Genomic DNA, 23,167 nt, shown 5'->3' with positions numbered 1-23,167 from the left:
ACGAGGACTTCCGCCCGGCACGCCGAGAGCACGCACCTGACGCCGCGCGGCCCGCCCTCCGGGCGAACGACGGGACTTTCGCAACACGCCCTAGGAGGAACCGAGGACGCCGCGCCGCCCGCGGGCCCGCGGGCGGCGGCCGGGACCGCGGGACCACGCCCCGGTCCCGGCCGCGCGCGGCAGGGTCAGCGGCCTTGCGCGGCCTGCTTGATCAGGTCGGCCACCGCGTCCGGCCTCGACACGTACACGGAGTGGCTGCCGGGAACCTCGACGACCGTCGAGCCCGCCCGCTCCGACATCGCCCGCTGCGCCGGCGGCGGGATCATGCGGTCGTCGGTGGAGACGAGGTACCAGCTCGGCCTCACCCGCCAGGCCGGCTCCGACACGGCGCCGTCGAGGGCGTCGACGCCCCACGGGACCTGCGAGTCGGCCATGAACGCGGCCAGTTCGGCGGGGACGTCGGCGGCGAAGGAGTCGGCGAACTTCTCGCGGTCCAGGAACAGGAAGCCGTCCCGCGGCGGCAGGATGGGCGGCACGGGCGCGCCGGGCGGCGGGTCGGCGATGAGCGTGCTCACCGACTCGCCCTTGTCGGGCGCGAACGCGGCGATGTAGACGAGCGCGGCGACCTTCGGGTGGCCGCCCGCCTCGGAGATCACGGCACCTCCGTAGGAGTGCCCCACCAGGACGGCCGGGCCGTCCTGGGCGTCGAGGACCATCCGCGTCGCCGCGACGTCGCCCTCCAGCGAGAGCGTCGGGTTCTGGACGATGCTGACGTGGTACCCGTCCCGCGTGAGGGCGTCGTGGACACCCTGCCAGCCGGATCCGTCCACGAACCCTCCGTGGACGAGGACGACGTTCCGCGCGTGCGCACTCATGGCTTCTCCCTCGGTGTGTCCGACCGTCGCGGCCACGCGAAGCAAGCTAGACGGCCGGGGCCGGGACCGATTCCGTCAATTGACGTAGTTCGCGGCGGATGACGGTCTTGCGGCAGCACGCGGTTGTTGCGACGCTGGTCGTTCACATCGTCTGCTCCAGCTCTCTGCGCGGCGTTCGCGAGTTCGCCGGCCCCACCCGCACCACAGCGACCGGCCGGACAGCCGCCGCCTCATCCGGGGAGCACACCATGGACACGAACGAGGAGGCCTCCCGCGGCCTGAACGACATCCAGGAATTCCTCTACCAGCAGGCCCATCTGCGGGCGGCCCGGCAGCGGGTCGCCGACTTCACCGCACGGGAGCCGGGACTGACGCAGGACCAGCGGACGGACATCGAGCGCTGGTACCTCGCGGAACAGACCTACGTGGCCCGCATGGTGACGGAGCACATCGCCGCCCGCATCGACGTCGTGGAGCAGCGGCACCGCGCCCGCTTCGGCCACTGGCTGCGCGGGACCCTGACCGCGATGATCCTGATCACCGCGGTGATGGCGCTGTGCGTCACCGTGGTGCTGGTCGGCGCGTCGTAGCCGCGCACCCGCCGTCCGGCAGGCACGCCGCGCGGTGGCCCCCGGTCGAACCGCCTGGGGCCACCGGCCGCTGCTGCTACGGCTGCGCTGGTACCGCTACCGCTACCGCTGGCGCGCGAGCCAGTCGGCGAACCTGACCTTGCCGAGGGTCGCGTCCGGGCCGGGCAGCAGCGTGTCCTCCCGCAGCTCGGCACCCCAGTACCGCGCCTCCGGGTCCGTGACGACCTTGCGGGGGTCCCGCGCCGCTTCCAGCGCGGTCCGGATGAACTCCTCGAGCCGGAACGCCTCGGGCCCGCCGACCTCCACCACACCGTCGACCGGCGCGGCGACCGCGGCACGGACCACGGCGGCGGCCACGTCGTCGGAGACCAGGGGCTGGATCATGGCGTCCGGCAGGCGCACGGTGTCGCCCTCGGTGACCCCGTCGGCCAGGCCCTTCGCGAACTCGAAGAACTGGGTCGCGTGGACCAGGGAGTACGGGGCGCCGGACTCCCTGATCAGGTCCTCCTGGGCCTTCTTGGCCCGGAAGTAGCCGCTCTCCTGGAGCCGGTCGGTGCCCACCACGGACAGTGCCACGTGGTGCCGCACACCGGCGTCGGCCTCCGCCCGCAGGACGTTGCCCGTGGAGGTGCGGAAGAAGTCCAGGACCGCGCTGTCCTCGAACGAGGGCGAATTGGAGACGTCGACCACGACCGACGCACCCTGGAGGACCTCGGCCAGTCCCTCACCGGTGAGGGTGTTCACCCCGGTGCTCGGCGCGGCCGCGACCGCCTCGTGCCCCTGCTCCCCGAGGGCGGCGACCACCTTGGAGCCGATGAGCCCGGTGCCACCGATCACGACGATCTTCATGACGGAATTCCTCTCTCTTTCCCGTGTCTGCACCAGAGGAGACCGGGCAGCTCCGCCGCCTGTGACAGACCGGTCCCGCACGGGCGGGCTCAGCCGTCCGGCGAGGCGACCCAGCGGGCCAGCTTGTCCGGGTTCAGCACCCACAGGAGCCGTTCGATGCCGCGTGCCGACACGTCGGCCGACAGCAGGGCCACCGGGTTCCCGCCGGCCGAGACCAGGACGGCGGGCCTGCCGTTGGCCTCGACCCAGCGGACGTCCGCCCCGGGCCAGAACCGCGGGGCGAAGGCGACCACGTACCGGGAGACGTGCGGGAGCCCGACGACCGGGATCCGGGACGCGCCGCGCGTTCCGCCGCCGTCGGCGTAGCTGACCACGTCCGCGGTGAGGACCTCTTCGAGCACCGAGAGCCGTCCGTCCTGGGCGGCGGCGAGGAAGACCTCCAGGAACCGGCGGTGCGCGGCGGAGTCCACCGGGTCCCGGCGCTCCGCCGCCAGGTGCCTGCGGGCCCGGCTCACCAGCTGGCGCGCGTTGGCCTCGCTGGTCTCCACGATGTCCGCGATCCGCGCGTAGGCGTAGTCGAACGCCTCCCGCAGCACGTAGGCGGCGCGCTCCACGGGGTTGAGCTTCTCCAGGAGGAGGAGAACCGCCAGGTCGAGTGCCTCCGCGCGTTCCGCGCCCAGCTGCGGGTCGGCGCCGGTGTCCACGGGCTCGGGCAGCCAGGGGCCGACGTAGGCCTCCCGGCGCACCCTGGCGGACTGGGTGATGTTGATCGCCAGCCGGGTCGTGACCGTCGCCAGGAACGCGGCCGGCTCCTGGACCTGTGAGCGGTCGGTGCGCTGCCACCGCACCCACGCCTCCTGGACGACGTCCTCCGCTTCCGCCGCGCTGCCGGTCACCCGGTAGGCGATGCCGAAGAGCTGGGGGCGTGCCGCGACGAACTCCGCCGCGGCCCGGTCGAGTTCGTCCGTACCCCGGTCGGGGCCCCTAGGCGCCCGGTCGAGGTCCTCCGTCGCCTGGTCGAGGGAGTCCGAGCCCTCGTTGCCGCCGCCGCGCATCGATGTCCTCCAAAGTCGGATCATCATGCTACAAGCTGTCACCGCACAGACCGGTACAGACCGGCTCAGAATCGCATGTACCGATCCTTGCATGTCACAGATCCCCCGCGCGTGCGGTCGTCAGGGGCGAGGGCCGAGGCCGCGGAACGACGGAGCCATGGAGGTGCCAGACCATGTCGGACAGGAGCACGGCGCACGGGCCGGGCGGGCAGCCCCGTACGGACAGCTGGAAGACGGCGTTGACGGTGCTGCAGGAGGCCGCCCCGATCACCGTTCCCGAGGGCGCCTCGGCGATGACCATCCAGATCGAGTGGGAGCCCGGAGACCCGGGAACCCCGCCGCACCGCCACTCGGGCCCCGCGTTCGGGTACGTCGTCGAAGGCGCCGTCCGCTTCGAGCTGGAGGGCGAGCCCGAGCGGGTGGTCGAGGCCGGCGGGACGTTCTGGGAGCCGGGCGGTGACGTGATCCACTACCAGGACGGCAACGCCCTCACCGACGCCAGGACCCGGTTCGTGGTCACCATGATGTGCGCGCCGGGCAGGCCGATGCTGGAGCTGGTCGAGGAGGGCGAACTGGCCGAGCGGGCCCACCTGCGCGCGCCGCGGCCCGCCGGGGGCTGACGGACCGGCGGTGCGGCCGGGGGCCCCCCCCCCCCCGGGGGGGGGGGCGGCCCCCCCCCCGCGGGGGGGGGGGGGGGCCCCGGCCGCCGCGGCGGCCGTCGGTCACCCGAACTGGCCGGGCTGGTAGCCCCCGGCGGGCTGCTGGTTGACGACGTTGATGCGGTTGTAGGCGTTGATGATCGCGAGCAGTGAGATCAGGGCGACGAGCTGCTCCTCGTCGAAGTGCTTGGCGGCCGCGGCCCACGCCTCGTCGGAGACGCCGCCGGCCGCGTCGGCGATCCGGGTGCCCTGCTCGGCCACCTCCAGCGCGGCGCGCTCGGCCTCGGTGAACACCGTCGCCTCGCGCCAGACCGCGACCAGGTTCAGCCGCTGCGCGGTCTCCCCGGCCAGCGCGGCGTCCTTGGTGTGCATGTCGGTGCAGAAGCCGCAGCCGTTGATCTGGCTCGCGCGGATCTTCACCAGCTCCTGGACCGTGGCCGGCAGCGTCGAGTCCGAGACCGCCTTGCCGGCCGAGTTGATGTGCTTCAGCACCTTTCCGGCGAGCGGGTGGCCGAAGTAGTCGAGTCGCGATTCCACGGTGGTCTCCTTGCTGGGCGTTGGATACACCCGGATGACCGGCGCGGGACGCGATGTGTGACAGGAAGCCGTGTGTGACCTGGGTCTCAGCCGCCGTGCGGTGCGTCCGTCGCCGGCCCTGCCGCCGTGCTGCCAGGCAGGTGCCGACCGTGTGGCCATGTGCCGTTCATGTGGGAGCAGTTGGGCTGGGACAGGGTGCGGTCGTTGTCAGCTCAGCTGTTCGCCGGGAGGGCGTCATGACCACACAGGCAGACTCGACTCAGGACAGATCGGCACCGGAGGCGGAGGGGTTCAGCCGTCGTCACGCGCTGGGCCTGTTCGGCACCGCGGGCGCGGGCGTCGCCGCCACCGGACTGCTCGGCACCGGCACGGCGCAGGCCGCGTCGAACCCGGCCCCGGCCTTCCACCTGACCGCGGACTCCTCCGGCGCGCCGCCCGTCCAGGGCCTGCACCTGACCTTCGGCGCCGACCCGCGCACCCAGATGACGGTCTCGTGGATCACGGACCGGCCGGTGAGCAGGCCCGTCGTGCGGTACGGCACCCTGGAGCACGGTTTCGGCTCCAGCAAGAAGGCCACGACCGTCACATACGTCGACGGCACCTCGAACCGCACCGTCTACGTCCACCACGCTCCGCTGAAGGGGCTCGCGCCGGACACGGACTACCTGTACCTCGCCGCGCACGAGGGGGCGGCCCCCGACAGCGGCACGTTCCGTACGGCTCCGCAGGGACGCCGGCCGGTCACCTTCACGAGCTTCGGCGACCAGTCCGCCCCGCAGGTCACCTGGGCGGCCGACGGCACCGTCGCCCTGGACGCCAACTCCACGCCCGCCACGAAGGACATCGTCACCGGCATCGAGCAGGTCGCCCCGCTGTTCCACCTCCTCAACGGCGACCTCTGCTACGCCAACCTGGACGTGGACCGGGTCCGGACGTGGAACAACTTCTTCACCAACAACACCCGTTCGGCCCGCTTCCGGCCCTGGATGCCGGCGGCCGGCAACCACGAGATCGAGAAGGCCAACGGACCGCTCGGTCTGGGCGCCTACCAGGCCTACTTCTCGCTCCCGTCCACCGAGACGGACCCCGAACTCGCGGGCCTCTGGTACGCGTTCACGGCCGGTTCGGTGCGGGTGATCGTGCTCCAGAACGACGACAACTGCCTCCAGGACGGCGGTGACGTCTACATCAGCGGCTACTCGGGCGGCCGCCAGCTCGCCTTCCTGGAGAGGGAGCTGAAGGCGGCGCGCTCCTCGAAGGACGTCGACTGGGTGGTCGTGGCCATGCACCAGGTCATGGTCAGTTCCTCGGACGCCAACGGCGCGGACCTCGGCCTGCGCGAGAAGTACGGCCCGCTGTTCGACCGCTACGGCGTCGACCTGGTGCTCTGCGGCCACGAGCACAACTACGAGCGCTCGCTGGCCGTGCACGGCGTGGTGACCGGCAGCGAGACCCTCACCCCGAACCCGGTCTCGCACGCCACCGACGACATCGACGCCGGTCTCGGCACCGTGCACATGATCCTCGGCGGCGGCGGTGTCTCGGGCACCACGAACGAGAAGTTCTTCACCGACGGCACCGGCAAGGTGATCACCGCCGTGTCGGCGACCCCCGGGTCGAACGGCAAGCGCACCTCCACCTATGTGAAGGAGCAGGCCGTCTGGGTGGGCGTCCGGGACACCGAACACCCCTACGGCTTCGCCGCCTTCACGGTCGACCCGGGCCGGCACCCCGGTGACACCACCCGGATGCACGTCACCTACTACAACGTGAACAAGCCGAACGGCGACCTGTCCGTCTTCGAGAAGTTCACCCTGCACCGCAAGCGCTCCGACGGCCACGGCCGCTGATCCCGGCGCGGGCCGGGCACCCGTCGCCCGGCCCGCCGCACGGCTTCCCGCCGGTGATCACACACTGGCCGAGAAGCGTCGAACTCGCGCCAGAACGGCAGGGATTGTGCCGAAGCGTGCACTGGAAATACTTGGTTAAGCAAGTATATGCTCGCCGGTGGGGCGGTCGGCGGACAGAGCGCGTGACCGGTGCCCCGGTTCAGCGACATGACAAGCTTGTGGAAGGAAGTGCCGTGGCACCGGTGCTGGTCGGACTAGAAGGTCTGCTGGCGGGGGAGCGCATCCCGGTCCTGGACACCCGCGTCACCTTCGGACGCAACTCGGAGAACACCGTCGTCATCTCCAGCCTCAGCGTCTCCCGCTTCCACGCGGAGATCGTCTTCGACGAGGACAAGGGCTACGTCCTGCGGGACCTGGAGAGCAGCAACGGCACCCTGGTCAACGGCGAGGAAGTGGAATCCCGGCTGCTGCAGCCCGGCGACGAGATCTCCCTCGGCGACCAGGAGTTCCGCTTCGAGGTCGCCGACGCCATGGAGACGCTGATGGCGCTCTCCCTCCCGCGCTCGGTGACGCACGGCGCGCAGGAGAGCGAGGACGGCCCCGTCCTGCGGGTCACCGTCGCCGGCGGCGGCCCGGTCGGCCTGTCCTTCGCCCTGCTCCTCGAACACTTCCTCGGCCCCCAGGTACAGATCACCGTCTACGACGGCAGGTGGCGCAAGCAGGGCCGTACCGTCGTCTGGAAGGGCCAGGACGAGGGCAACGTCCGGCGGCTGCAGGTGGTCACGGTGCAGAGCCGCCAGTACCTCGCCTGGCCGCAGGAGGTCCGCGAGCGCCTCTTCGACCCCGAGCACTACACCGAGATGTGGCCCTCCGGCCCGGACTCGGTCGGCGACAACCACCCGCGCAACATGCGCATCGCCTACATCGAGGACCGGCTGCTGGAGCTGGCGAACGAGAAGCGGGACCGGATCCGCCTCATACCCGCCCGGTTCGACGCGGAGGAGCAGCAGGAGGCGCTCGCCACCCAGCACGTGCTCGCCATCTGCGACGGCGGCCGCTCGCGTACCCGGGACCGCTTCGCGGCCCGCTTCGGCAAGGCCGACGAGTCGATCTACTCGCTGGACGGGCGCCACCTCCAGGACGTCGTCCTCGGCCTGCGCGTCAAGTCCGGTCTCACCGACCCGATGGCGGTCCTGCTGACCGTCGCCCAGAACCGCTTCCTGCTGAACTCGCTGCGCGGCGAGGGCTTCTTGAACATGCGGCTCACCGACACCGAGGCCGCCGAGGTCATCGGCCTCGACCCGGTCCGCCGCGTCTTCGAGGAGTGCATCGCCTCCCGGCCGTGCCTGATGGACCGCGACCAGTACGGCGACTTCCAGTGCGCGACCCACGGCACGCTGTTCCTGCCCGCCCTGGTCAAGGGCTCGCCGCTGTGGCGCCGGGTCAGCGAGGGGCTCAAGCTGTTCGGCGTCGAGGCCGACGACCTGTCGGCGGTCACCAGCTTCCGCCTGGACATGGTGCAGCGCCCCCGGTTCTCCGCCGAGCTGCTGCCGCCGACCGCCAACTCGCCCGGCACCTACGGCTTCCTCCTCGGCGACGCCGCCAACTCCATCCACTTCTGGCCGGGCCGCGGTCTGAACAGCGGTCTGGCGTCCGCGATCTCGCTGGCCCGGTCGCTGAACGGGGCGTGGAACGGACGGCCGTTCCGGGACGCCGACTTCCTGCGCCACGAGGCGGCCATGTCGATGCTCCAGTACCGGCACAAGAGCCGGGCCTGGAAGGCCATGGTCACCACCGACGACCAGGGCGTCACCTGGGCCATCAAGGACATCATCGGCCACGGCATCGACGGGATCCCCGAGGAGCCCGACCGCGAGGCGGACACCAAGACGCTGCTGGAGCGCATGCAGGCCATCCGCGCGCGGCTCGCGCTGCGGCTGGAGGGGATGCCGGACGACGAGGCGATCCTGGAACGCCTGCGCACCCTGCAGCCCGCCACACTGCGCATGCTCGTCCTCAGCGGCGCGTGGGACACCCTGACCATGGGCGGCGAAGAGGTCGACATCGACATCTTCTACGGCGAGGACTCGTCCGCGGCCGCCGCCGCGGTCGGCGCGCTGGAGCCGGCCGCCAAGCCGTAGGACCCCGGCCAGCCCGGCACCCCGCCGCCGCCCACCCGCGGCGACGGGGTGCCGCGGTGCTCAGGTGCGGGGGCGGTGGCCCTTCTCCTGGTGCGGGTAGCTCTGGTCGGCCTGCGGGAGCGTGGGCTTGGGCAGGGTGGCGACCTCCTCCTTGGCCTTCTCCAGCTGCGCGGCGGTGTCGTGCGGCAGGCGCGGCGGGCGCGGACGGCCCTCACGGAACCGGAAGGCGCTGGTGAGGTCGCCGAAGGTGCTGCGGCGCCAGTCGGTGACGTTCGGCTCCTCGACTCCGGTGAAGCGTTCGAGGAACTGCAGGGCGGAGGTGTGGTCGAAGGCCTCGGTGGCGACCCAGCCGCCCACCGTCCAGGGCGAGACGATGATGGCGGGGACCCGGAAGCCGCCGCCGATCGGCAGGCCCTGGATGAACTCGTCCTTGGTGCCCGCGGGCGGCGTGGGCGGCGCCACGTGGTCGAACAGACCGTCGTTCTCGTCGTAGTTGAGGATGAACGCCGTCTTGCGCCACACCTTGGGGTTCGACGCGATCGCCTCGATCTTGGAGGCCACGTAGTCGGCGCCGGCGGCCGGGAGGTAGTTCGGGTGCTCGGACTGGTAGCTGGTGGGGCAGATCCAGGACACCGTCGGCAGGCGGTCGTTGCGGGCGTCGTCCTCGAAGGTGCCCTGGGGCTGCGGTCGCACGCCGCGCTCGTACAGGTCGGAGCCGGGCTGCGCGTTCTTGAACGACGCGAACTGCTCCAGCAGGTTGGTGCCGTAGTCGTCCTCCTCCTGGTACACCTTCCAGCTCACGCCGGCCGCCTGGAGGCGCTCGGCGTAGGTGGTCCAGCGGTACGGAGCCGGCGCGGAGTTGCTGATGACCGGGCCGCCCAGGGTGCCGCCCGGGTCGATGCTGCCGGTCATCCACATCAGCCGGTTCGGCCAGGTGGGGCCGAAGACGGAGCAGAAGTAGTTGTCGCAGATGGTGAAGGTCTCCGCGAGGGCGAACTGGAAGGGGATGTCCTTGCGGGTGTAGTAGCCCATCACGTACGGGCCGTTCACGCCGTCGGCCTTGCGGTGGGCCGGCAGCCACTGGTCCATCTTGCCGTTGTTCCAGGCCTGGTGCTGCACGGACCAGGCGTGGCTGGTGGAGGGGATGGCCTGGGCGCTCGACGTGTGCGTGTCGAGGTGGAAGGGCAGCAGGTAGCCCTTCGGGTTGACGGTGTCGGGCTGGTAGAAGACGGACTGCCCGTTGTCCAGCTTCAGCGCGTGCGGGTCGGCGAACCCGCGGACACCGGAGAGGGTGCCGAAGTAGTGGTCGAAGGACCGGTTCTCCTGCATCAGCATGACGACGTGTTCGATGTCGCGCAGGGAGCCGTGCTTCGGCGGGCCTGCGGCGACGGCCTGCTGGACGCTGGGCGGCAGCAGGGAGAGGGCCGCGGCACCGCCTAGCGCGCCGGCGGCGGAGCCCAGGAGTCTGCGACGGGTCAGCTCGGCCATGGATGCTCCTTTTCTCAAGTCCTCGGGGGGAGAGGACCTTTGCGGGAGTGACGGCTGGCCCGGCCGCGCGGACGGGCCGCCGTTCACTGTGGGCCCCCGGAGGTGGGGTGCATCAGGGGCGGCTGGTGAACTCCGGGCCAACGCACGGAAGGAGTTGGCCCGGAGTTTGCCTTCAACACCCGCTCGCCGTCCGGGCGTCGCCTCGCGTTGAAGAACGTTGGCCGTTACACCGGTCGCGTCACTGGCCCGGGGTGAGGATGTACGAGTTGAGGGTGCCCACGGTCGTGAGCGGGGCGGGTGAGCCGGTGTCGTAGCGGTCCACCGCGAGGTAGTTGGGCTTCTTGCGGGCCGCGGGGGTGCAGAAGCTCTGGGCCCGGTTCTGGAGCTTGCCGTTGTCGGTGGCGGCCGTGGAGGCGATCGGGTAGTCCCGGAACTGGTTCATGACGAACAGCGGGTGGAAGGCGGCCGAGTCGGTGGTGAGGGGTCTGTCGGTGCCCCAGCGGCTGTAGCAGGACCAGTCGGAGTCGGCTATCCCGCCGCCCATGGACCAGTAGTTCTCCACGGTCCATTCGCGCTGGTACATCACGCCGAAGCCGTCCCGGGCGGCCCAGCCGTTCGCCGCGTCGCCCGCCCGGGTGCGGTCGCTGAAGATCAGCAGCTGCTTGCCGCGGGCGGCGAGGTCGGCCATCGTGGGCCACCCCTTGGCGGCGACGCCCTCCTGGTCCGGCCGGAACAGCACGTCGGAGAGGCCGTTGACCGAGGCCAGGGAGGACTTCAGCACGTCGGAGGAGGCGTAGTCCTCCAGGAAGACCGTGGCGAACTGGCCGGGACGGGCCTTGAGGAAGTCGACCATGCGCTGGAGGTCGGTGGCGAGCGGCACGGGGTTGCTCACGCCGTCGCAGCTGTTGTGGCAGAGCACGGCCCGGCCGGACACGGTGTAGTCGTCGAGCATGAAGCCGCGGACGCCGTCGGACAGCTGCCGGGCGATCCCGTAGTTCTGGTTGGGGAACAGGTTGACGGGGAACGAGGCGAAGTTGCCGTCCGAGCCGTTGGCGAACGCGTTGTGCGCGGTCAGGAAGGTGACCTGGTCCAGGGTGCGGGTGTCGGCGGAGGGCATCGCCGTGGTGGCGTAGGAGACCGGTGTCAGGTACCAGCGGGCGAGGTCGCCCGCGGAGCCGACCTGGACGGCTGCGGAGTCCGAGGCGGAACCGGTCAGGTACTGCGAGGTGCCGGGGACCGCCACGGTGTAGGTGCCGTCGGCGCCGGCCGTGATGCTCCAGGTGGTGCCGTCCGCACCGCACGCGGCGGTCACCGCGGCGCTGCCGTTGCGTCCCAGGCAGGTGCCGGACTCGTCGGCGTTCCTGAGCTGGTAGCCGCCGCCGGTCGCGACGGCCGTCCACTGCTGGTGGTCTTCGTTGCCCTTGGGGTTGTGGGCGGCCACGGTGCCGCCGCCGTCGGCCGCGTTCAGGCCGGTGACGGCGTTCTGCAGGTAGACCGAGGCGGCGGGCACGGCCGCCGAGGCGGTGCCCGGCAGCAGGGCGGGCACCGACACGGCGAGGACGGCGGAACAGCACAGGACGCGCAGGGGGCGCAGTCGCACGGGAATTCCCTTCACTCTGACACGAGGTACCGAAGCTGTCAGAGGCATGAGATATCCGGTGGGACCCGTGCCGCGCCAGAGGTTCCTGCTGAATTCCCCTCTAGGTGACCGGATATGACGAATAGTCAACGACCGATCGAGTGGTTTCGGGTCAACGGTCCGCGGCGCCCAGGATCCGTTCGGCGAGGGGGTCGCCCGCGAGGAACGCGGCCAGCTCCCCGCGGTCCGGCGCCGTGGCCGGGCCGCGCCGGGTCACCGCCACGGCCGCCGCCGCGTTGGCGCCGCGCGCCGCGCCCAGCGGGTCGAGCCCCTGGCTCAGCAGCGCGAGGAACGCCCCGACATGCGCGTCACCGGCGCCGTTGCTGTCGACCGCCGTGACCGGGAAACCCGGCACGCGCACGGCCGGACGGCCGGCGGCGGCCAGCCAGCAGCCGTCCTTGTCGGCCCGCACCAGCACACCCGCCCCGGGCGCGAGCCGCTCCCGCAGGGCCGCCGCCGCGGAGCGCGGATCCGCCAGGCCGCTCATCAGCCGCGCCTCACGGGCGTTGGCGCTGAGCCAGTCGGTCCTGGCCAGAACCGGTGCCAGCACGTCCTCGGGGATGTCGGCGACCAGCGGGCCCGGGTCGAGGCACAGGGTGATCCCGGCGGGCGCCGCGGCGGCGAGGCCGGACAGCAGCGGGCCGTTGCCGGGCAGCGCGAGCCCGTATCCGGAGAGCTGGAGCAGGTCACCGGGGCGCAGCTGGGCCGCGACGGCAGCCGTGTCGGCCGCCGCCAGCGTCGCCTCGGCCCCGAAACTGGTCACGAAGGTGCGCTCGCCGCCGGCGTCGACCAGGGCCACCGTGAAACCGGTGTCGTGGTCGGTGCGGGCGGGCAGCAGCGTCCCGACGTCCTCGGCGGCCAGCGCCGCGCGGACGAGGTCGCCGTGCGGCCCGGTGCCGTGCAGACCGGCGTACACGGCCTCGGTGCCGAGCCGGCGGGCCGCCACCAGCGCGTTGAAACCGCCGCCCGCGGTCGTCCAGGTCCGGGTGCCGACGACGTCGCCGCCGCGCTCGGGCAGCGCGGGCACCTCGATCACGAGATCGGCGATCACGTTCCCGGCGAGGACCACCCGCCCGCTCATCGGCCGGCTCCCTGCAGGCGCGTGGCGGCGGGTTCGCCTCCGCCGTGCGGAGCGGGGGAGCCCTTGCGGCCGAAGAGCGCGTACACCGCGGCGGCGACGGCCATGGAGACCGCCCAGCCCAGGCCGTTGACGCCGAGCCAGGTGCCGGAGAGCGGGCCCGCGAACCAGACGTCGCTCGCGCTGGTGGAGGCCTTGGTGAAGAGCAGGCCGGCCACGATGGCGAGGGCCCAGCCGAGCACGGCGGGCAGACGCACGCCGCCCGTGTACCAGTAGGCGCTGGAGCGGGTGGTGTCCATCAGGGCCCGCGGGTCGTACGTCCGCCCGCGCAGCGAGTCCACCACGACCACCCCGATCCAGGCCGAGATGGGCACGGCCAGCAGCGTCAGGAAGGTCGAGAACGGGCCGTAGAAGTCGTCGGCGATCAGCATGAAGTAGATGCCGCCGGCGAACATGACCACCACGTCGACGGCGACCGCCCAGGCGCGCGGCACCCGCAGCCCGAGGGTGATCATCGTGAGGCCCGCGGAGTACGTGGAGAGGTGGTTGGACATCAGCAGCCCGCCGAAGGCCGCGACGAGGTAGGGGATCGCCATCCAGGACGGCAGCATGGCGTTGATCGCCGCGACCGGGTCGGAGGACGTGGCCAGCGTGGGGTCGCCCGCGGAGAGCAGCGAGCCGAGCGAGATCAGCAGTACCAGCGGGATGCCGGCGCCGAAGGCCGAGGCCACCACGAGCCGCCGGCCCGGGATCGCACGCGGCAGGTAACGGGCGTAGTCCGCACCGGCGTTGGCCCAGCCGATGCCGGTGCCCGAGGCGATGAACCCGACACCGGCGACCACCGCGCTGGCCGGTCCGGCCGGGGCGTCGAGGACCTTGCTCCAGTCGACGGTGGAGATCAGGAAGCCCATCACGACGAGGTTGAGGATGCCGAAGACGACCGTGGCCCACTTGTTGATCCACATGATGGTGGCGTGGCCGAGGCCGCTGATGAGCAGCGTGCAGGCGATGAAGACCAGCAGGCACAGGAGGGTGAGGACGGTGTTCCTGCGGATGCCGAACGCCGCGTCGAGCAGGGCCAGCAGCGCGTAGGCCGCGGTGGTCGTGGAGATGGTCTCCCAGCCGACCCGGCTCAGCCAGGTGATCAGGGTCGGACCCGCGTTGCCGCGCTGTCCGAAGACCGCGCGGGACAGCGTGAGGGCCGGGGCACCGCCCTTCTTGCCCGCCAGACTCAGGGCTCCCACCAGGGCGAAGGAGCCGAACGATCCGAGGACGGCGACGAGCACCGACTGCCAGATGTCCAGGCCGCGGAAGGCCACCAGGGTGGCACCGAGCGGCAGTCCGAGGATGCTGATGTTGGCGGCGAACCAGGTCCAGAACATCTGGCCTGCGTGGCCGTGCCGTTCACTGTCGGGGACCGGTTCGATCCCGCGGGTCTCGATGGCACCGACGCGATCGTTCGTCTTCGAAACGGCCATGACGGAACCTCCTTGCAGGGTGCGGTGCGGAAGGGCGGGCGGGTCGGCCTCCGGGGCGGCGCGTACGGCGCTGTGCCCTGGCGGCCGTGGACGTCGGGGCGTCGGGCGGGTCAGCGGTGGGCGAGCAGGCGGGCCGTCAGGGGCTCCAGCTCCAGGGAGTTGACGGTGCGCAGGGTCCGTACGGCGTCGGCGGGCAGCGCGGCCAGACCGGCGACCGAGCCGGCCACCGCCGCGGCGATCGCGCCGATGGTGTCGCTGTCGCCGCCGAGGTTGGCGGCGAGCAGCGCGGTCCGCCAGGGATCGCCGTCCGCCAGGGTCAGCACCGCGAACGCGGCGGGCACCGACTCCTGGCTGGCCACGCTGGTGCCGACGAGCGCGACCACCCGGTCCAGGGCCTGCGCCTCCGGAAGGCCCCGCACCAGCCGGCACGCCCACTCGATCCGGGCGGCGATGTCGGCGCCGGCGATCCAGTGCCCGCGCCGGGCACCGGCGCGGGCGGCGGTCACGGCGGCGGCGACGGCCTCGTCGAGCGAACCGCCGTCCACGCCGGTGCTGACCGCGGCGGCCACCGCGGCGGCGCCCGCGATGCCGATCGTCGTGTCGTGGGTGACCTGGCAGGACTCCACGACCCGGTCGACGAAGGCATCGAGCGGGTCGGCGGCGAAGGCGATCCCCACCGGGGTGACGCGCATGGCCGCGCCGTTCGTCGTGCCGGTGCGGCCCGCCTCCGCCGGGGAGGCGCCGCGGGCCACCGCGTCCAGCGCGGCCTTGGTGGAGGGGCCGAGGAGGTCGAAGGACCCCTTGGCCTTCATCTCCTTCTCCCAGTCGAGCAGTTCGTGGGCCAGGCGCAGCGGGTCGATCCGTCCGCGGCCCTCGTCGATGAGCCGGGCGACGATGACGGCCTGCTCGGTGTCGTCGGTGACGGACCCGGCGGGCATGCCCGCGCTCACCGGGTTGTCGGGCCGGGCGGCCTCGAAGCCGGTGAGGGTGCCGTAGACGCGGACGACGTCCTCCCGCGACATCACCTGGGTGGGCATGCCGAGGGCGTCGCCGAGGGCGAGTCCGTAGAAGGCGCCGAGGGCGCGGTCGAGTCGGTCGGTCACGAGCGGCCTCCCTGGCCCGAGCGGACGTGCAGTTCGAAGTGGGCGGGATCGAGCAGGCTGGTGACCTGCTCGACCACCGAGCCGTCGGCGGCCCGGTACACCTGGTCCAGGCGGAGGAAGGACTCGCCGGGGGAGCGGTGCAGGACCTCGGCCTCGGCCGCGGTCAGCCCGCGCACCGAGACGACTCCCTCGCCGGAGTCGGTGACCCGGCCCGCCGCGATGAGCGCCCGGCTGAGCGAACCGCCGTCGAGGCCGCGCGCGGGGAGCCCGGCCAGGTCGCCGGTGGCCGGCACCCGACTGCGCTCCAGCGACACGCCGGATCCGCCCGGCAACCGTCTGACGCGGTCCAGCGCGACGAACGCGGGGGAGGCGAGCGCCAGCCGGGCGGCCAGCTCCTGGTCGGTCACCTCCTCGAAGCGGAGCGTCTCGGTGGTGAGTTCCGTGCCCTGCTCGGCCAGCGACCGGGTCCAGCCGAGCCGGTTGTCCATCGGTGTCCCGTCGAAGGTGACGAACGAGCCGATCCCGGCATGGGTGGCGATCAGGCCCTCTTCGCCGAGGGCCTGGAGGGCTTGCCGAAGGGTGGTCCGGCTGACGCCGAACCGCTCGGTGAGCGCGTGCTCCCCGGGGAGCCGGCTGCCGTCGGTGTGGACCCCGGCCCGGATCTCGTCGGCGAGGACGCGGGCGATGCGATGGTGCTTGTGAACCTGTCCAGGCATGTCTAGACAGTAGGTGAACAAGTTGCGGCGGTCCATACCCGCCGAACTATTTCTCCGCGTGGCGTGCCGGTCTAGATTTGACTCTGTCAAAACTGGCTGCCTAGGGTCGAAGGGCGTCAGGGGCCCGGCGACCACCGCGCACCCGGCCGTCCACCCCGCCTCGCGCGCCGAGGCGGGCCGTACTCCCCGGGAAGGCACCATGCACTGTTACGACTGCGCCCAGGACGGGCGCCAGGAGACCGCCGGGATCGGCGCCTGCACCCGCTGCGGCCTCTTCACCTGCGCCGATCACGCACAGATCCTCCGGGCGACCGTCCAGCGGCCGATCGGCGTGATCCCCATGACGAGCGTGCGCCCCGCCCGGCGGCTGGTCTGCGGCGCCTGCCGTACCGCGGAAGCGTCCTAGAACGGACCGAGTCAACTCTGGGTTGTATCGTGGGCCGCGCCGGAACCGCCGCCGCGTGCGCGCGGCGCCCGGAGGCGTGGAGGGAGTGACCGTGGAGACGCCGGTGGGCGACCTGCTCAAGGGCAAGGGGCTGCGCAGTACGGCTCAGCGCCGTGCGGTGCTGACCGCGCTGCGAGGCCGTCCGCACTCCACCGCCGCCGACCTGGAGACCCGCGTCGGCGCCGCGGGCGGACTCTCCCGGCAGGGCCTGTACAACGTCCTGGACGACCTGACGAAGGCGGAACTCGTCCGCTGCATCGAACCCGCCGGTTCGCCGGCCCGGTACGAACTGCGGGTCGGCGACAACCACCACCACCTCGTGTGCCGGAGCTGCGGCCGGATCGAGGACGTCGACTGCAGCGTCGGCGCGGCGCCGTGCCTCACGCCCGGCGACGACCGGGGTTTCGCCGTCGACGAGGCCGAGATCACCTGGTGGGGCCTGTGCGCGGAGTGCCGGCAGGCCACCGGCGCCTGACCCCGCCCGCCTCCCGCCGCCGTCCGTGACCCCGGCCGCGGCCGCCGTGACACAGCTCACCCCGCGGATCCGGCCGATCGCGGAATGCGCGACCGGTCCGTCTCGCTGCAACGTTCTCGGGGGTGTGCTGGGCAAGGGCGCTCGGCGCGACGGCCCGCGGAGGCCGCACGACACCTCCCGGTCCCGTCCCGCTCCCCGTCCCCCGGACCGCCGTCCCCGAAAGGTTCGCTCTCCCACCATGCCTCTGGCCCTGCTTGCCCTTGCCGTCGTCACCTTCGGAATCGGCACCACCGAGTTCGCCACCATGGGCCTGCTGCCCCAGATCGCGGACGGCGTCGGCGTCTCCGTACCGCACGCCGGCAACCTCGTCTCCGCCTACGCCCTCGGCGTCGTCGTCGGCGCGCCCCTGCTGACGGCCATCGGCGCCCGGGTGCCCCACAAGCGGCTGCTGCTCCTGCTGACCGGGCTGTTCGTGGTCGGCAACACGGCCTCCGCGCTGGCCCCGGACTTCGGGCTGCTCTTCGCCGCCCGCTTCCTTGCCGGACTGCCGCACGGCGCGCTGTTCGGCGTGGGCGCCGTCGTCGCCTCCCGGCTGGTGGCGCCCGAACGGGCGGCGCGCGCGGTCTCCAGCGTCTTCCTCGGACTCACCGTCGCGAACATCGTCGGCGTCCCCGCCGGCACCGCCCTCGGCCAGCATCTGGGCTGGCGGTACGCCTACTGCGCGGTCGCCGTCATCGGCCTGGTGGCGCTCGCCGCGCTCGCCCTGCTCGTGCCCCACCAGCCGCGCGGCCCGCAGGCGGGCGTCGGCCGGGAGCTGCGGGCGATGGGCAACCGGCAGGTCTTCATCGGCCTGGGCACCGCCGTCGTCGGCTTCGGCGGCTTCTTCGCCGTCTACAGCTACCTCGTCCCCATGCTGACGCACCTGACCGGCATCTCCGACTCCGCGACCACCTGGGTCCTCGCCCTGTACGGCGTCGGCATGACGCTGGGCACGCTGGCCGCCGGACCCCTCACCGACCGGGCCCTGCGCCCGACGCTGTACTCCGGGATCGTCCTGCTGGCGGCCGCGCTGGTGACGTTCTACTTCACCGTCCACAGCACCGTTCCGGCGCTGGTCACGGTCGTCTTCATCGGCGCGATGGGCGCGCTCATCACCACCCCGGTCCAGATGCTGCTGATGATCAACGCGAAGGACGCGCCGACCATGGCGGCGGCCTCCAACCACTCCGCCTTCAACCTCGCCAACGCCTCCGGTGCCTGGCTCGGCGGCCTGGTCATCTCGGCGGGCTGGGGCTGGGCGGCCCCCAACCTGGTCGGCGCCGCCCTCGCCATGGCCGGTCTGGCGCTCGCCGTCACCGGCGGTGTGCTGGACCGCGGCGACCGTCCCTCGAAGGTGGTCACCTCGCAGGACGGCCACGCCTCCCTGGCCATGACCGAGGACACCGGCGTCGGCGCCGTCGAGGACCGCCCGGCGAGCTGAGCCACGCCACTGAGGCGGGGCCGGCGGGTGAGGACGGAGTCCGGCCGCCGGCCCGGCCGGCCGAAGGGCGCGCCGACCATGTCGGCGCGCCCTTCGGCCGTGGCGCCCTCGGCCCCGCCGGTGACCGCGGCGCCCGGCCTGGCGGCCCGCCCGCCGGCGCGGCCCCCGCCTGGCCGCGCGGCGCCCGCTGCGGTGAGGCCGTGGTGGGTGCGGGCGGCGGATCGGTCGAGGGGGCCGCGGCCCGGCCGGTGCGGCTCTCGTCAGGCCTTGCGGCGCCCGGTGCGGTGAGGCCGTGGTGGGTGGGGGCGGCGGGCCGCCGAGGGTGGCTGCACCCGGCTGGCGTGGCCTTCGTCAGGCTTTGTGGCGCCCGCTGCGGTGGGGGGCGGGCGGCGGGCCGCCGGGAGGGGCCCGGCTCGGTCGGCGGGGTCGCGGCCTCACCGCGGCGCCGGCGGCCGGTTCGCCGCCGCCCGGGTCAGGCCGGGGTGTCGCGGAGTTCGGCCAGTGCGGACGCGGTCAGCCGGCGCGGTGCGTCCGCCGGGTCGACGAGGACGACCGTGCAGGTCGCCGCATGTGCGAGCGCGGTGGTGAGACTGCCGTCGGCGAACTGCGCGAGCGGACCGCGCGGCGAACGGCCGACGGCGACCGCACGGGCGTGGACGTCGGCCGCGTGCCGGGCCAGCACCCGGCCGGCGGCCGCGTGGTCGCCGACGCTGTCCAGGACCTGACCGGTGGCCGCGAACCCCTGGGCCGCGAGCCGGTCCAGGTGCGCGGTCACGGCGGCCCGCGCCTCCTCGGCGGTCTCCGTGTCCGCGGCCTGCTCCTCGACCACGGCGGTCCGCTGGACGTGCACCACCTCCAGCGGGCTGCCGGTGTCCCGCGCCAGCCGGGCGGCCGCGTCCACCGTGGCGGCGGCCCCTTCGTGGCCGCCGACCGCCACGACTACCGGCCCGGCCCCGGCCGTGACCCGGCGTCCGACCGGGGTCAGCGTCGGCGCGACCGGCTCCCCGCCGCCGAGACGGGACTCGGCGTCGCGCAGCAGCCGGTGCCCGCTGGCCAGGACCGGGATCGCCAGCAGGAAGGTGCCGGCACCCAGGTAGAACGGCACGCTCAGATCGGTGGCGTCGGCGAGCTTCCCGGCGACGTACGGGGCCAGACCGCCGCCGATGAACCGCAGGAAGCCGTACGCGGAGGAGGCCACCGGCCGTTCCACCGGCGAGACGACCATCACCGCCTGCGTGGTCAGGGTGTTGTTCACGCCGATGAAGATCCCGCTCGCGATGACGGCGACGATCACCACCGCGGGCGTGTCGACCCCGGCGGCGATGACGGCCATCACCGCGCCGAGGCCGACGAGGTTGGCGTACAGCACGGGCGCTGTGCCGAAGCGGGCCTGCAGGCGCGGCGCGAAGAAGACACTGAACGCGGCGACCAGCAGCCCCCAGCCGGTGAACACGAGCCCCAGCCGGTGCGCGTCCAGCTCCATCGGGTACGGCGCGTAGCCGAGCATCGTGAAGAAGCCCCAGTTGTACAGCAGGGCCATGATGCCCATCGTGAGCAGGCCGCGGTGGCGCAGCGCGCTGATCGGCGCCAGGGGCGAGGTCCGGCGCTCCGGTGTGGGCAGCGCGGGCACGAACGCCAGCGTCGCCAGGAGCGCGATGGCCATCAGGACGGCGACCCCGAAGAACGGCCCCCGCCAGCTGATCGCGCCCAGCTCGCCGCCGAGCAGCGGGCCGACGGCTATGCCGAGGCCCAGGGCGGTCTCGTAGAGGATGATCGCGCCGCCGAACCCGCCGCTCGCCGAGGCGACGATGACGGCCAGCGAGGTCGCGATGAACAGGGCGTTGCCCAGTCCCCAGCCGGCGCGGAAGCCGACGATGCCGTTGATCGAGCCGGACGTCCCGGCGAGGGCGGCGAACACCACGATGATCGCCAGGCCGGTGACCAGGGTGCGTTTGGCGCCGATCCTGCTGGAGACCCAGCCGACGATCAGCATCGCGACCGCGGTCACGATGAGGTAGCTGCTGAACAGCAGCGACACCTGGCTGGGGGAGGCGTGCAGGCTGGTGGCGAGGGCGGGCAGGATCGGATCCACGAGGCCGATGCCCATGAAGGAGATCACGCAGGCGAAGGCCACGGCCCACACGGCCTTCGGCTGCCTGAACGGGCTCGCGGTCCTCGGGTGCGGTGCGCTCATCAACGGTCCTCTCTCCGGATGCGGACGGACGGGACGGCCCTGGGGGAGGCGTCGCGGGGTTCAGTCGCGGGCCCGGCGCTCCTCGATCGCACGGGCCAGGGCGGGCAGCGCGAGCCGGACGGCCCGCTGCTCGGGCTCGGTCAGCTCCTCGATCAACTCCCGCAGGGCGTCGGCGCGTTCGGCGCGCCGCTGCCGGAAGACGGCGAGGCCGGTCGGGGTGATCTCCACCAGGACGCCGCGGCCGTCGGTGCGGTCGGCGCCGCGCGCCACCAGCCCCGCGCGCTCCAGCCGGCCCACGAGTTGGGTCATGCCCGGCTGCGACACGCCTTCCGCGCGGGCCAGTTCGGTCAGCCGCAGCGGACCCTCCCGGCCGAGCCGGGCCAGCGCGGAGGAGGCGGCGGTGCTCAGCCCGCCGGCCGTGGCGCTGTGCCGCACATGGCGCACCAGCTGTTCCACGGCGATCATCAGCTGCTCGGACGACCCCGCCGCACTCTCCATAACGGCATTATGCATCTAGGTGTAGCGTGAAACAAAGGCTTCCGGGAAGGGGATTCCGGCGGAGGGCGAGGCAGCCGGAAAGCCCGTCACAGGTCCACGCGCACGCCCCAGCCCTGTTCGACTGCCACCTCGTAGGCCACCCGGACCGCCGCGACGTCGAGCGCCGCGTGGCCGGTGGACTTGAAGACGGTCAGGGCGTCGGTGTCGCCGTCCCGTCCTGGCCGGGTGCCGTCCAGGACCGACCCGAGGAGGGTCAACGGCCGCCCGGGAGCGAGGTCCTGGAGTTCATGGGCGCCCGCGGGCGGGGGTGAGCCGGCCGCGCCGGGCCACTCGGCGAACAGGAGCGCGTCCCGCACGGTCGCCGCGTCCAGTTCGGGTCCCTGGGAGCCGCCGACCGACGAGACATGGGTGCCGGGAGCGAGCCACTCCCGGCGGACGACGGGTGCGGTGGCGCCGGTGCAGCAGAACACCACGTCGGCCGCGCGCACCGCGTCCTCGATGCCGGGGGCGACCCGTGCGCCGGGAAACAGGGCGGCCGCCGCGCGGACCCGCTCCGGATCACGGCCCGCCACCGTCACCCGCGCCCCCGGCAGCACCGCGGCGAGCAACGCCAGCTGGGCGCGTGCCTGCGCGCCCGTCCCGACCACCGCCACCCGGCCGAGACCGGGACGCACGGCCAGCGCCAGCGCGGCGCGGGTCGCGACCGCCGCGGTGCGGACCTCGGTCAGCGGCTCGCCGTCCACGAGCGCCAGCGCGCGTCCGTCGTGCTCGTCGAACAGCGCCACCAGACCCCGGTGGAAGCCGCGTCCGGGGTGGCCGGGGTCGGCGGTCACGGTCACCAGCTTCGCGGCCGCCCCGAGCCCCGGCACCCAGCCGGGCATCGCGCCCAGCAGCCCGTTCGGGGTCAGCGCGGCGATCCGCGGCGGCACGGAGGCCTCCTCGCGGGCGACGGCGACCAGGGCCCGGCCCACCGCGTCCAGGACGGCGTCCGGGCGCAGCGCGGCGGCCGTCTGGCGGCGGTCCAGCACCAGCATGCCGCTCACCTGCCCGCCTCCGTCGCCCCGGCGGTCAGCGCCGTCACCAGCTCGTCCGTGGCGGTGCGCAACTCCCGCTCCACGCGGGCGAGTCCCGGCCCGTCGAACTCGGCGTCCGGCCCCACCACCGTCACCGCGCACACCGGAGCGCCGGGGTCGGGCACCACGGCACGGCTGACGGAGGCGACCAGCTTGTCGTTACGGCCGTGCTCCACGGCCACACCGGTCCGCTCCACCTCGGCCACCTCGCGCTCCAGCCCGTCGGCTTCCTCCCCGAGCCCGTCCAGCCAGCGCGTCCGCGCCCCGGGTTCGAGGGCCGCGACCAGGGCCAGCGGCCCGGCGAACCGCCCCACCGGCAGCAGCTCGCCGCGCAAGTGACTGATCATCGCGAGCCGTTCGGGCCTGACCACGTCGACCACCCGGGCGCCGCCCTCCTCCAGCACCTGGAGGTTGACCATCATCGAGGTCGCCGCGGAGAGCCGGACCAGCACCGGGCGGGCCAGCGCGGTCAGCGAACCGCCCGCGGCCGAGGCGGACATCCGGAGCACGGCGGCACCCGGCAGATAGCGGTCACCGGCCCGCAGCACCCAGCCCCGCCGGACCAGGTCCAGCAGGATCCGGTAGGCCGTGGCGCGGTGCAGGTCCACCTCGGCCGCCAGATCGGTCAGCCGCACCGGATGCGGTGCGCGCGAGACGGCCTCGACCAGGTCGAGCGCCTTGTCCACCGCCGACCTGGGCGGCGGCGCGGTACGGGGTGCGACGGGCATGGCGGCGGCTCTTCCCTCTCGTCCACGGCGGATCCGGCATCCGCGCCGCATCCGGCGCGCCACGGCGGGTCCGGCCGGCGTTCGCCGCGCGTCCGGCCTCCACGGCGGGTCGGGCGCCGTGTCCGGTCCGGGTCCTTGCGGCGGTCCGCAGGTCACGGAGTACAGTACCTGCGTTTTCATCACACGATACATCTGTTGCGCTCGCTGTAACAGCGC

Annotated in this window: 21 protein-coding genes; 7 read left to right on the top strand and 14 right to left on the bottom strand. The window is 73.1% G+C overall.

All coding sequences use genetic code 11. From position 1 onward, the window contains the following. Positions 1–185: 185 nt before the first annotated feature. A complete protein-coding gene (locus tag ACIQOE_RS40565) occupies positions 186–875 on the bottom strand; it encodes an alpha/beta hydrolase (protein ID WP_365576233.1) in 690 nt (229 codons plus the stop codon). A 248-nt stretch (positions 876–1,123) separates the two neighbouring features. Here ACIQOE_RS40565 and ACIQOE_RS40560 point away from each other — a divergent pair, with 248 nt between their 5' ends. Further along, positions 1,124–1,465 (top strand): hypothetical protein, encoded by a 342-nt coding sequence (locus ACIQOE_RS40560; RefSeq protein WP_351323644.1) that lies wholly within the window; start codon positions 1,124–1,126, stop codon positions 1,463–1,465. 102 nt (positions 1,466–1,567) lie between these two features. Here the strand turns inward: ACIQOE_RS40560 and ACIQOE_RS40555 are convergent, their stop codons facing one another. Both ACIQOE_RS40555 and ACIQOE_RS40550 read right to left on the bottom strand, forming a co-directional pair. Further along, on the bottom strand, positions 1,568–2,314 hold the full coding sequence (locus tag ACIQOE_RS40555; protein WP_365565739.1) for an SDR family oxidoreductase: 747 nt from the start codon (positions 2,312–2,314) through the stop codon (positions 1,568–1,570). A gap of 89 nt (positions 2,315–2,403) precedes the next feature. Next, positions 2,404–3,393, bottom strand: a complete 990-nt coding sequence (locus tag ACIQOE_RS40550; RefSeq protein WP_401417109.1) for an RNA polymerase sigma-70 factor — start codon at positions 3,391–3,393, stop codon at positions 2,404–2,406. A gap of 149 nt (positions 3,394–3,542) precedes the next feature. Between ACIQOE_RS40550 and ACIQOE_RS40545 the strand changes: the two genes are divergently transcribed. Next, complete coding sequence (locus tag ACIQOE_RS40545; protein ID WP_362643435.1) at positions 3,543–3,989, top strand: cupin domain-containing protein; 447 nt, start codon at positions 3,543–3,545, stop codon at positions 3,987–3,989. 102 nt (positions 3,990–4,091) lie between these two features. Here the strand turns inward: ACIQOE_RS40545 and ACIQOE_RS40540 are convergent, their stop codons facing one another. Beyond that, positions 4,092–4,565: a carboxymuconolactone decarboxylase family protein gene (locus tag ACIQOE_RS40540; protein WP_401417100.1), complete on the bottom strand. Its 474-nt coding sequence runs from the start codon at positions 4,563–4,565 to the stop codon at positions 4,092–4,094. Positions 4,566–4,801: 236 nt separating this feature from the next. On the opposite strand from ACIQOE_RS40540, the gene ACIQOE_RS40535 reads away from it, so the two are divergent. Then, complete coding sequence (locus ACIQOE_RS40535) at positions 4,802–6,415, top strand: purple acid phosphatase family protein (RefSeq protein WP_401417099.1); 1,614 nt, start codon at positions 4,802–4,804, stop codon at positions 6,413–6,415. A 233-nt stretch (positions 6,416–6,648) separates the two neighbouring features. After that, positions 6,649–8,556, top strand: a complete 1,908-nt coding sequence (locus ACIQOE_RS40530) for an FHA domain-containing protein (protein ID WP_351328480.1) — start codon at positions 6,649–6,651, stop codon at positions 8,554–8,556. 60 nt (positions 8,557–8,616) lie between these two features. Here ACIQOE_RS40530 and ACIQOE_RS40525 read toward each other — a convergent pair whose 3' ends face one another. The 6 genes from ACIQOE_RS40525 to ACIQOE_RS40500 all read right to left on the bottom strand — a co-directional run bounded on the left by ACIQOE_RS40525 (position 8,617) and on the right by ACIQOE_RS40500 (position 16,058). Continuing rightward, positions 8,617–10,044, bottom strand: a complete 1,428-nt coding sequence (locus tag ACIQOE_RS40525) for an alkaline phosphatase family protein (protein ID WP_365561912.1) — start codon at positions 10,042–10,044, stop codon at positions 8,617–8,619. A 238-nt stretch (positions 10,045–10,282) separates the two neighbouring features. Beyond that, positions 10,283–11,692: an RICIN domain-containing protein gene (locus tag ACIQOE_RS40520; protein ID WP_401417098.1), complete on the bottom strand. Its 1,410-nt coding sequence runs from the start codon at positions 11,690–11,692 to the stop codon at positions 10,283–10,285. Positions 11,693–11,795: 103 nt separating this feature from the next. After that, positions 11,796–12,764, bottom strand: coding sequence for a PfkB family carbohydrate kinase (locus ACIQOE_RS40515; protein ID WP_401417097.1), 969 nt, complete (start codon positions 12,762–12,764; stop codon positions 11,796–11,798). Further along, positions 12,761–14,239 (bottom strand): cytosine permease, encoded by a 1,479-nt coding sequence (locus ACIQOE_RS40510; RefSeq protein WP_362643441.1) that lies wholly within the window; start codon positions 14,237–14,239, stop codon positions 12,761–12,763. The genes ACIQOE_RS40515 and ACIQOE_RS40510 overlap by 4 nt, the downstream gene beginning before the upstream one ends. Positions 14,240–14,349: 110 nt before the next feature. Continuing rightward, positions 14,350–15,342 (bottom strand): ADP-ribosylglycohydrolase family protein, encoded by a 993-nt coding sequence (locus ACIQOE_RS40505; RefSeq protein ID WP_351328487.1) that lies wholly within the window; start codon positions 15,340–15,342, stop codon positions 14,350–14,352. Beyond that, a complete protein-coding gene (locus tag ACIQOE_RS40500) occupies positions 15,339–16,058 on the bottom strand; it encodes a GntR family transcriptional regulator (RefSeq protein WP_351328489.1) in 720 nt (239 codons plus the stop codon). The genes ACIQOE_RS40505 and ACIQOE_RS40500 overlap by 4 nt, the downstream gene beginning before the upstream one ends. 199 nt (positions 16,059–16,257) lie before the next feature. On the opposite strand from ACIQOE_RS40500, the gene ACIQOE_RS40495 reads away from it, so the two are divergent. The 3 genes from ACIQOE_RS40495 to ACIQOE_RS40485 all read left to right on the top strand — a co-directional run bounded on the left by ACIQOE_RS40495 (position 16,258) and on the right by ACIQOE_RS40485 (position 18,458). Then, on the top strand, positions 16,258–16,464 hold the full coding sequence (locus tag ACIQOE_RS40495) for a DUF2180 family protein (protein ID WP_365572421.1): 207 nt from the start codon (positions 16,258–16,260) through the stop codon (positions 16,462–16,464). An 85-nt stretch (positions 16,465–16,549) separates the two neighbouring features. Continuing rightward, positions 16,550–16,978, top strand: coding sequence for a Fur family transcriptional regulator (locus ACIQOE_RS40490; protein ID WP_399009564.1), 429 nt, complete (start codon positions 16,550–16,552; stop codon positions 16,976–16,978). A 238-nt stretch (positions 16,979–17,216) separates the two neighbouring features. Next, on the top strand, positions 17,217–18,458 hold the full coding sequence (locus tag ACIQOE_RS40485) for an MFS transporter (RefSeq protein ID WP_351328495.1): 1,242 nt from the start codon (positions 17,217–17,219) through the stop codon (positions 18,456–18,458). 472 nt (positions 18,459–18,930) lie between these two features. Here the strand turns inward: ACIQOE_RS40485 and ACIQOE_RS40480 are convergent, their stop codons facing one another. From ACIQOE_RS40480 to ACIQOE_RS40465, 4 genes are all read right to left on the bottom strand, one after another. After that, on the bottom strand, positions 18,931–20,652 hold the full coding sequence (locus tag ACIQOE_RS40480) for an MFS transporter (RefSeq protein WP_401417095.1): 1,722 nt from the start codon (positions 20,650–20,652) through the stop codon (positions 18,931–18,933). A 60-nt stretch (positions 20,653–20,712) separates the two neighbouring features. Then, on the bottom strand, positions 20,713–21,150 hold the full coding sequence (locus ACIQOE_RS40475) for a MarR family transcriptional regulator (protein ID WP_351328498.1): 438 nt from the start codon (positions 21,148–21,150) through the stop codon (positions 20,713–20,715). 86 nt (positions 21,151–21,236) lie between these two features. Further along, entirely contained in the window at positions 21,237–22,184 is a 948-nt protein-coding gene (locus tag ACIQOE_RS40470; protein WP_401417107.1) for an ornithine cyclodeaminase family protein, read from the bottom strand. Between the two features lie 5 nt (positions 22,185–22,189). Beyond that, positions 22,190–22,951: a helix-turn-helix domain-containing protein gene (locus ACIQOE_RS40465; protein WP_365561936.1), complete on the bottom strand. Its 762-nt coding sequence runs from the start codon at positions 22,949–22,951 to the stop codon at positions 22,190–22,192. Positions 22,952–23,167: the final 216 nt, after the last annotated feature.

The sequence above is a fragment of the Streptomyces sp. NPDC091282 genome (assembly GCF_044757385.1).
GTDB classification, from domain to species: Bacteria; Actinomycetota; Actinomycetes; order Streptomycetales; family Streptomycetaceae; genus Streptomyces; species Streptomyces gramineus.
This window is presented reverse-complemented; position numbering and strand designations above follow the sequence as displayed.

What these genes read in the sequence shown, in the direction of transcription:
- ACIQOE_RS40565 (WP_365576233.1), bottom strand. Translation starts at nt 875, where the DNA reads ATGAGTGCGCACGCGCGGAACGTCGTCCTCGTCCACGGAGGGTTCGTG.
- ACIQOE_RS40560 (WP_351323644.1), top strand. Translation starts at nt 1,124, where the DNA reads ATGGACACGAACGAGGAGGCCTCCCGCGGCCTGAACGACATCCAGGAA.
- ACIQOE_RS40555 (WP_365565739.1), bottom strand. Translation starts at nt 2,314, where the DNA reads ATGAAGATCGTCGTGATCGGTGGCACCGGGCTCATCGGCTCCAAGGTG.
- ACIQOE_RS40550 (WP_401417109.1), bottom strand. Translation starts at nt 3,393, where the DNA reads ATGATCCGACTTTGGAGGACATCGATGCGCGGCGGCGGCAACGAGGGC.
- ACIQOE_RS40545 (WP_362643435.1), top strand. Translation starts at nt 3,543, where the DNA reads ATGTCGGACAGGAGCACGGCGCACGGGCCGGGCGGGCAGCCCCGTACG.
- ACIQOE_RS40535 (WP_401417099.1), top strand. Translation starts at nt 4,802, where the DNA reads ATGACCACACAGGCAGACTCGACTCAGGACAGATCGGCACCGGAGGCG.
- ACIQOE_RS40525 (WP_365561912.1), bottom strand. Translation starts at nt 10,044, where the DNA reads ATGGCCGAGCTGACCCGTCGCAGACTCCTGGGCTCCGCCGCCGGCGCG.
- ACIQOE_RS40520 (WP_401417098.1), bottom strand. Translation starts at nt 11,692, where the DNA reads ATGCCTCTGACAGCTTCGGTACCTCGTGTCAGAGTGAAGGGAATTCCC.
- ACIQOE_RS40515 (WP_401417097.1), bottom strand. Translation starts at nt 12,764, where the DNA reads ATGAGCGGGCGGGTGGTCCTCGCCGGGAACGTGATCGCCGATCTCGTG.
- ACIQOE_RS40510 (WP_362643441.1), bottom strand. Translation starts at nt 14,239, where the DNA reads ATGGCCGTTTCGAAGACGAACGATCGCGTCGGTGCCATCGAGACCCGC.
- ACIQOE_RS40500 (WP_351328489.1), bottom strand. Translation starts at nt 16,058, where the DNA reads ATGCCTGGACAGGTTCACAAGCACCATCGCATCGCCCGCGTCCTCGCC.
- ACIQOE_RS40495 (WP_365572421.1), top strand. Translation starts at nt 16,258, where the DNA reads ATGCACTGTTACGACTGCGCCCAGGACGGGCGCCAGGAGACCGCCGGG.
- ACIQOE_RS40485 (WP_351328495.1), top strand. Translation starts at nt 17,217, where the DNA reads ATGCCTCTGGCCCTGCTTGCCCTTGCCGTCGTCACCTTCGGAATCGGC.
- ACIQOE_RS40480 (WP_401417095.1), bottom strand. Translation starts at nt 20,652, where the DNA reads ATGAGCGCACCGCACCCGAGGACCGCGAGCCCGTTCAGGCAGCCGAAG.
- ACIQOE_RS40475 (WP_351328498.1), bottom strand. Translation starts at nt 21,150, where the DNA reads ATGGAGAGTGCGGCGGGGTCGTCCGAGCAGCTGATGATCGCCGTGGAA.
- ACIQOE_RS40470 (WP_401417107.1), bottom strand. Translation starts at nt 22,184, where the DNA reads ATGCTGGTGCTGGACCGCCGCCAGACGGCCGCCGCGCTGCGCCCGGAC.
- ACIQOE_RS40465 (WP_365561936.1), bottom strand. Translation starts at nt 22,951, where the DNA reads ATGCCCGTCGCACCCCGTACCGCGCCGCCGCCCAGGTCGGCGGTGGAC.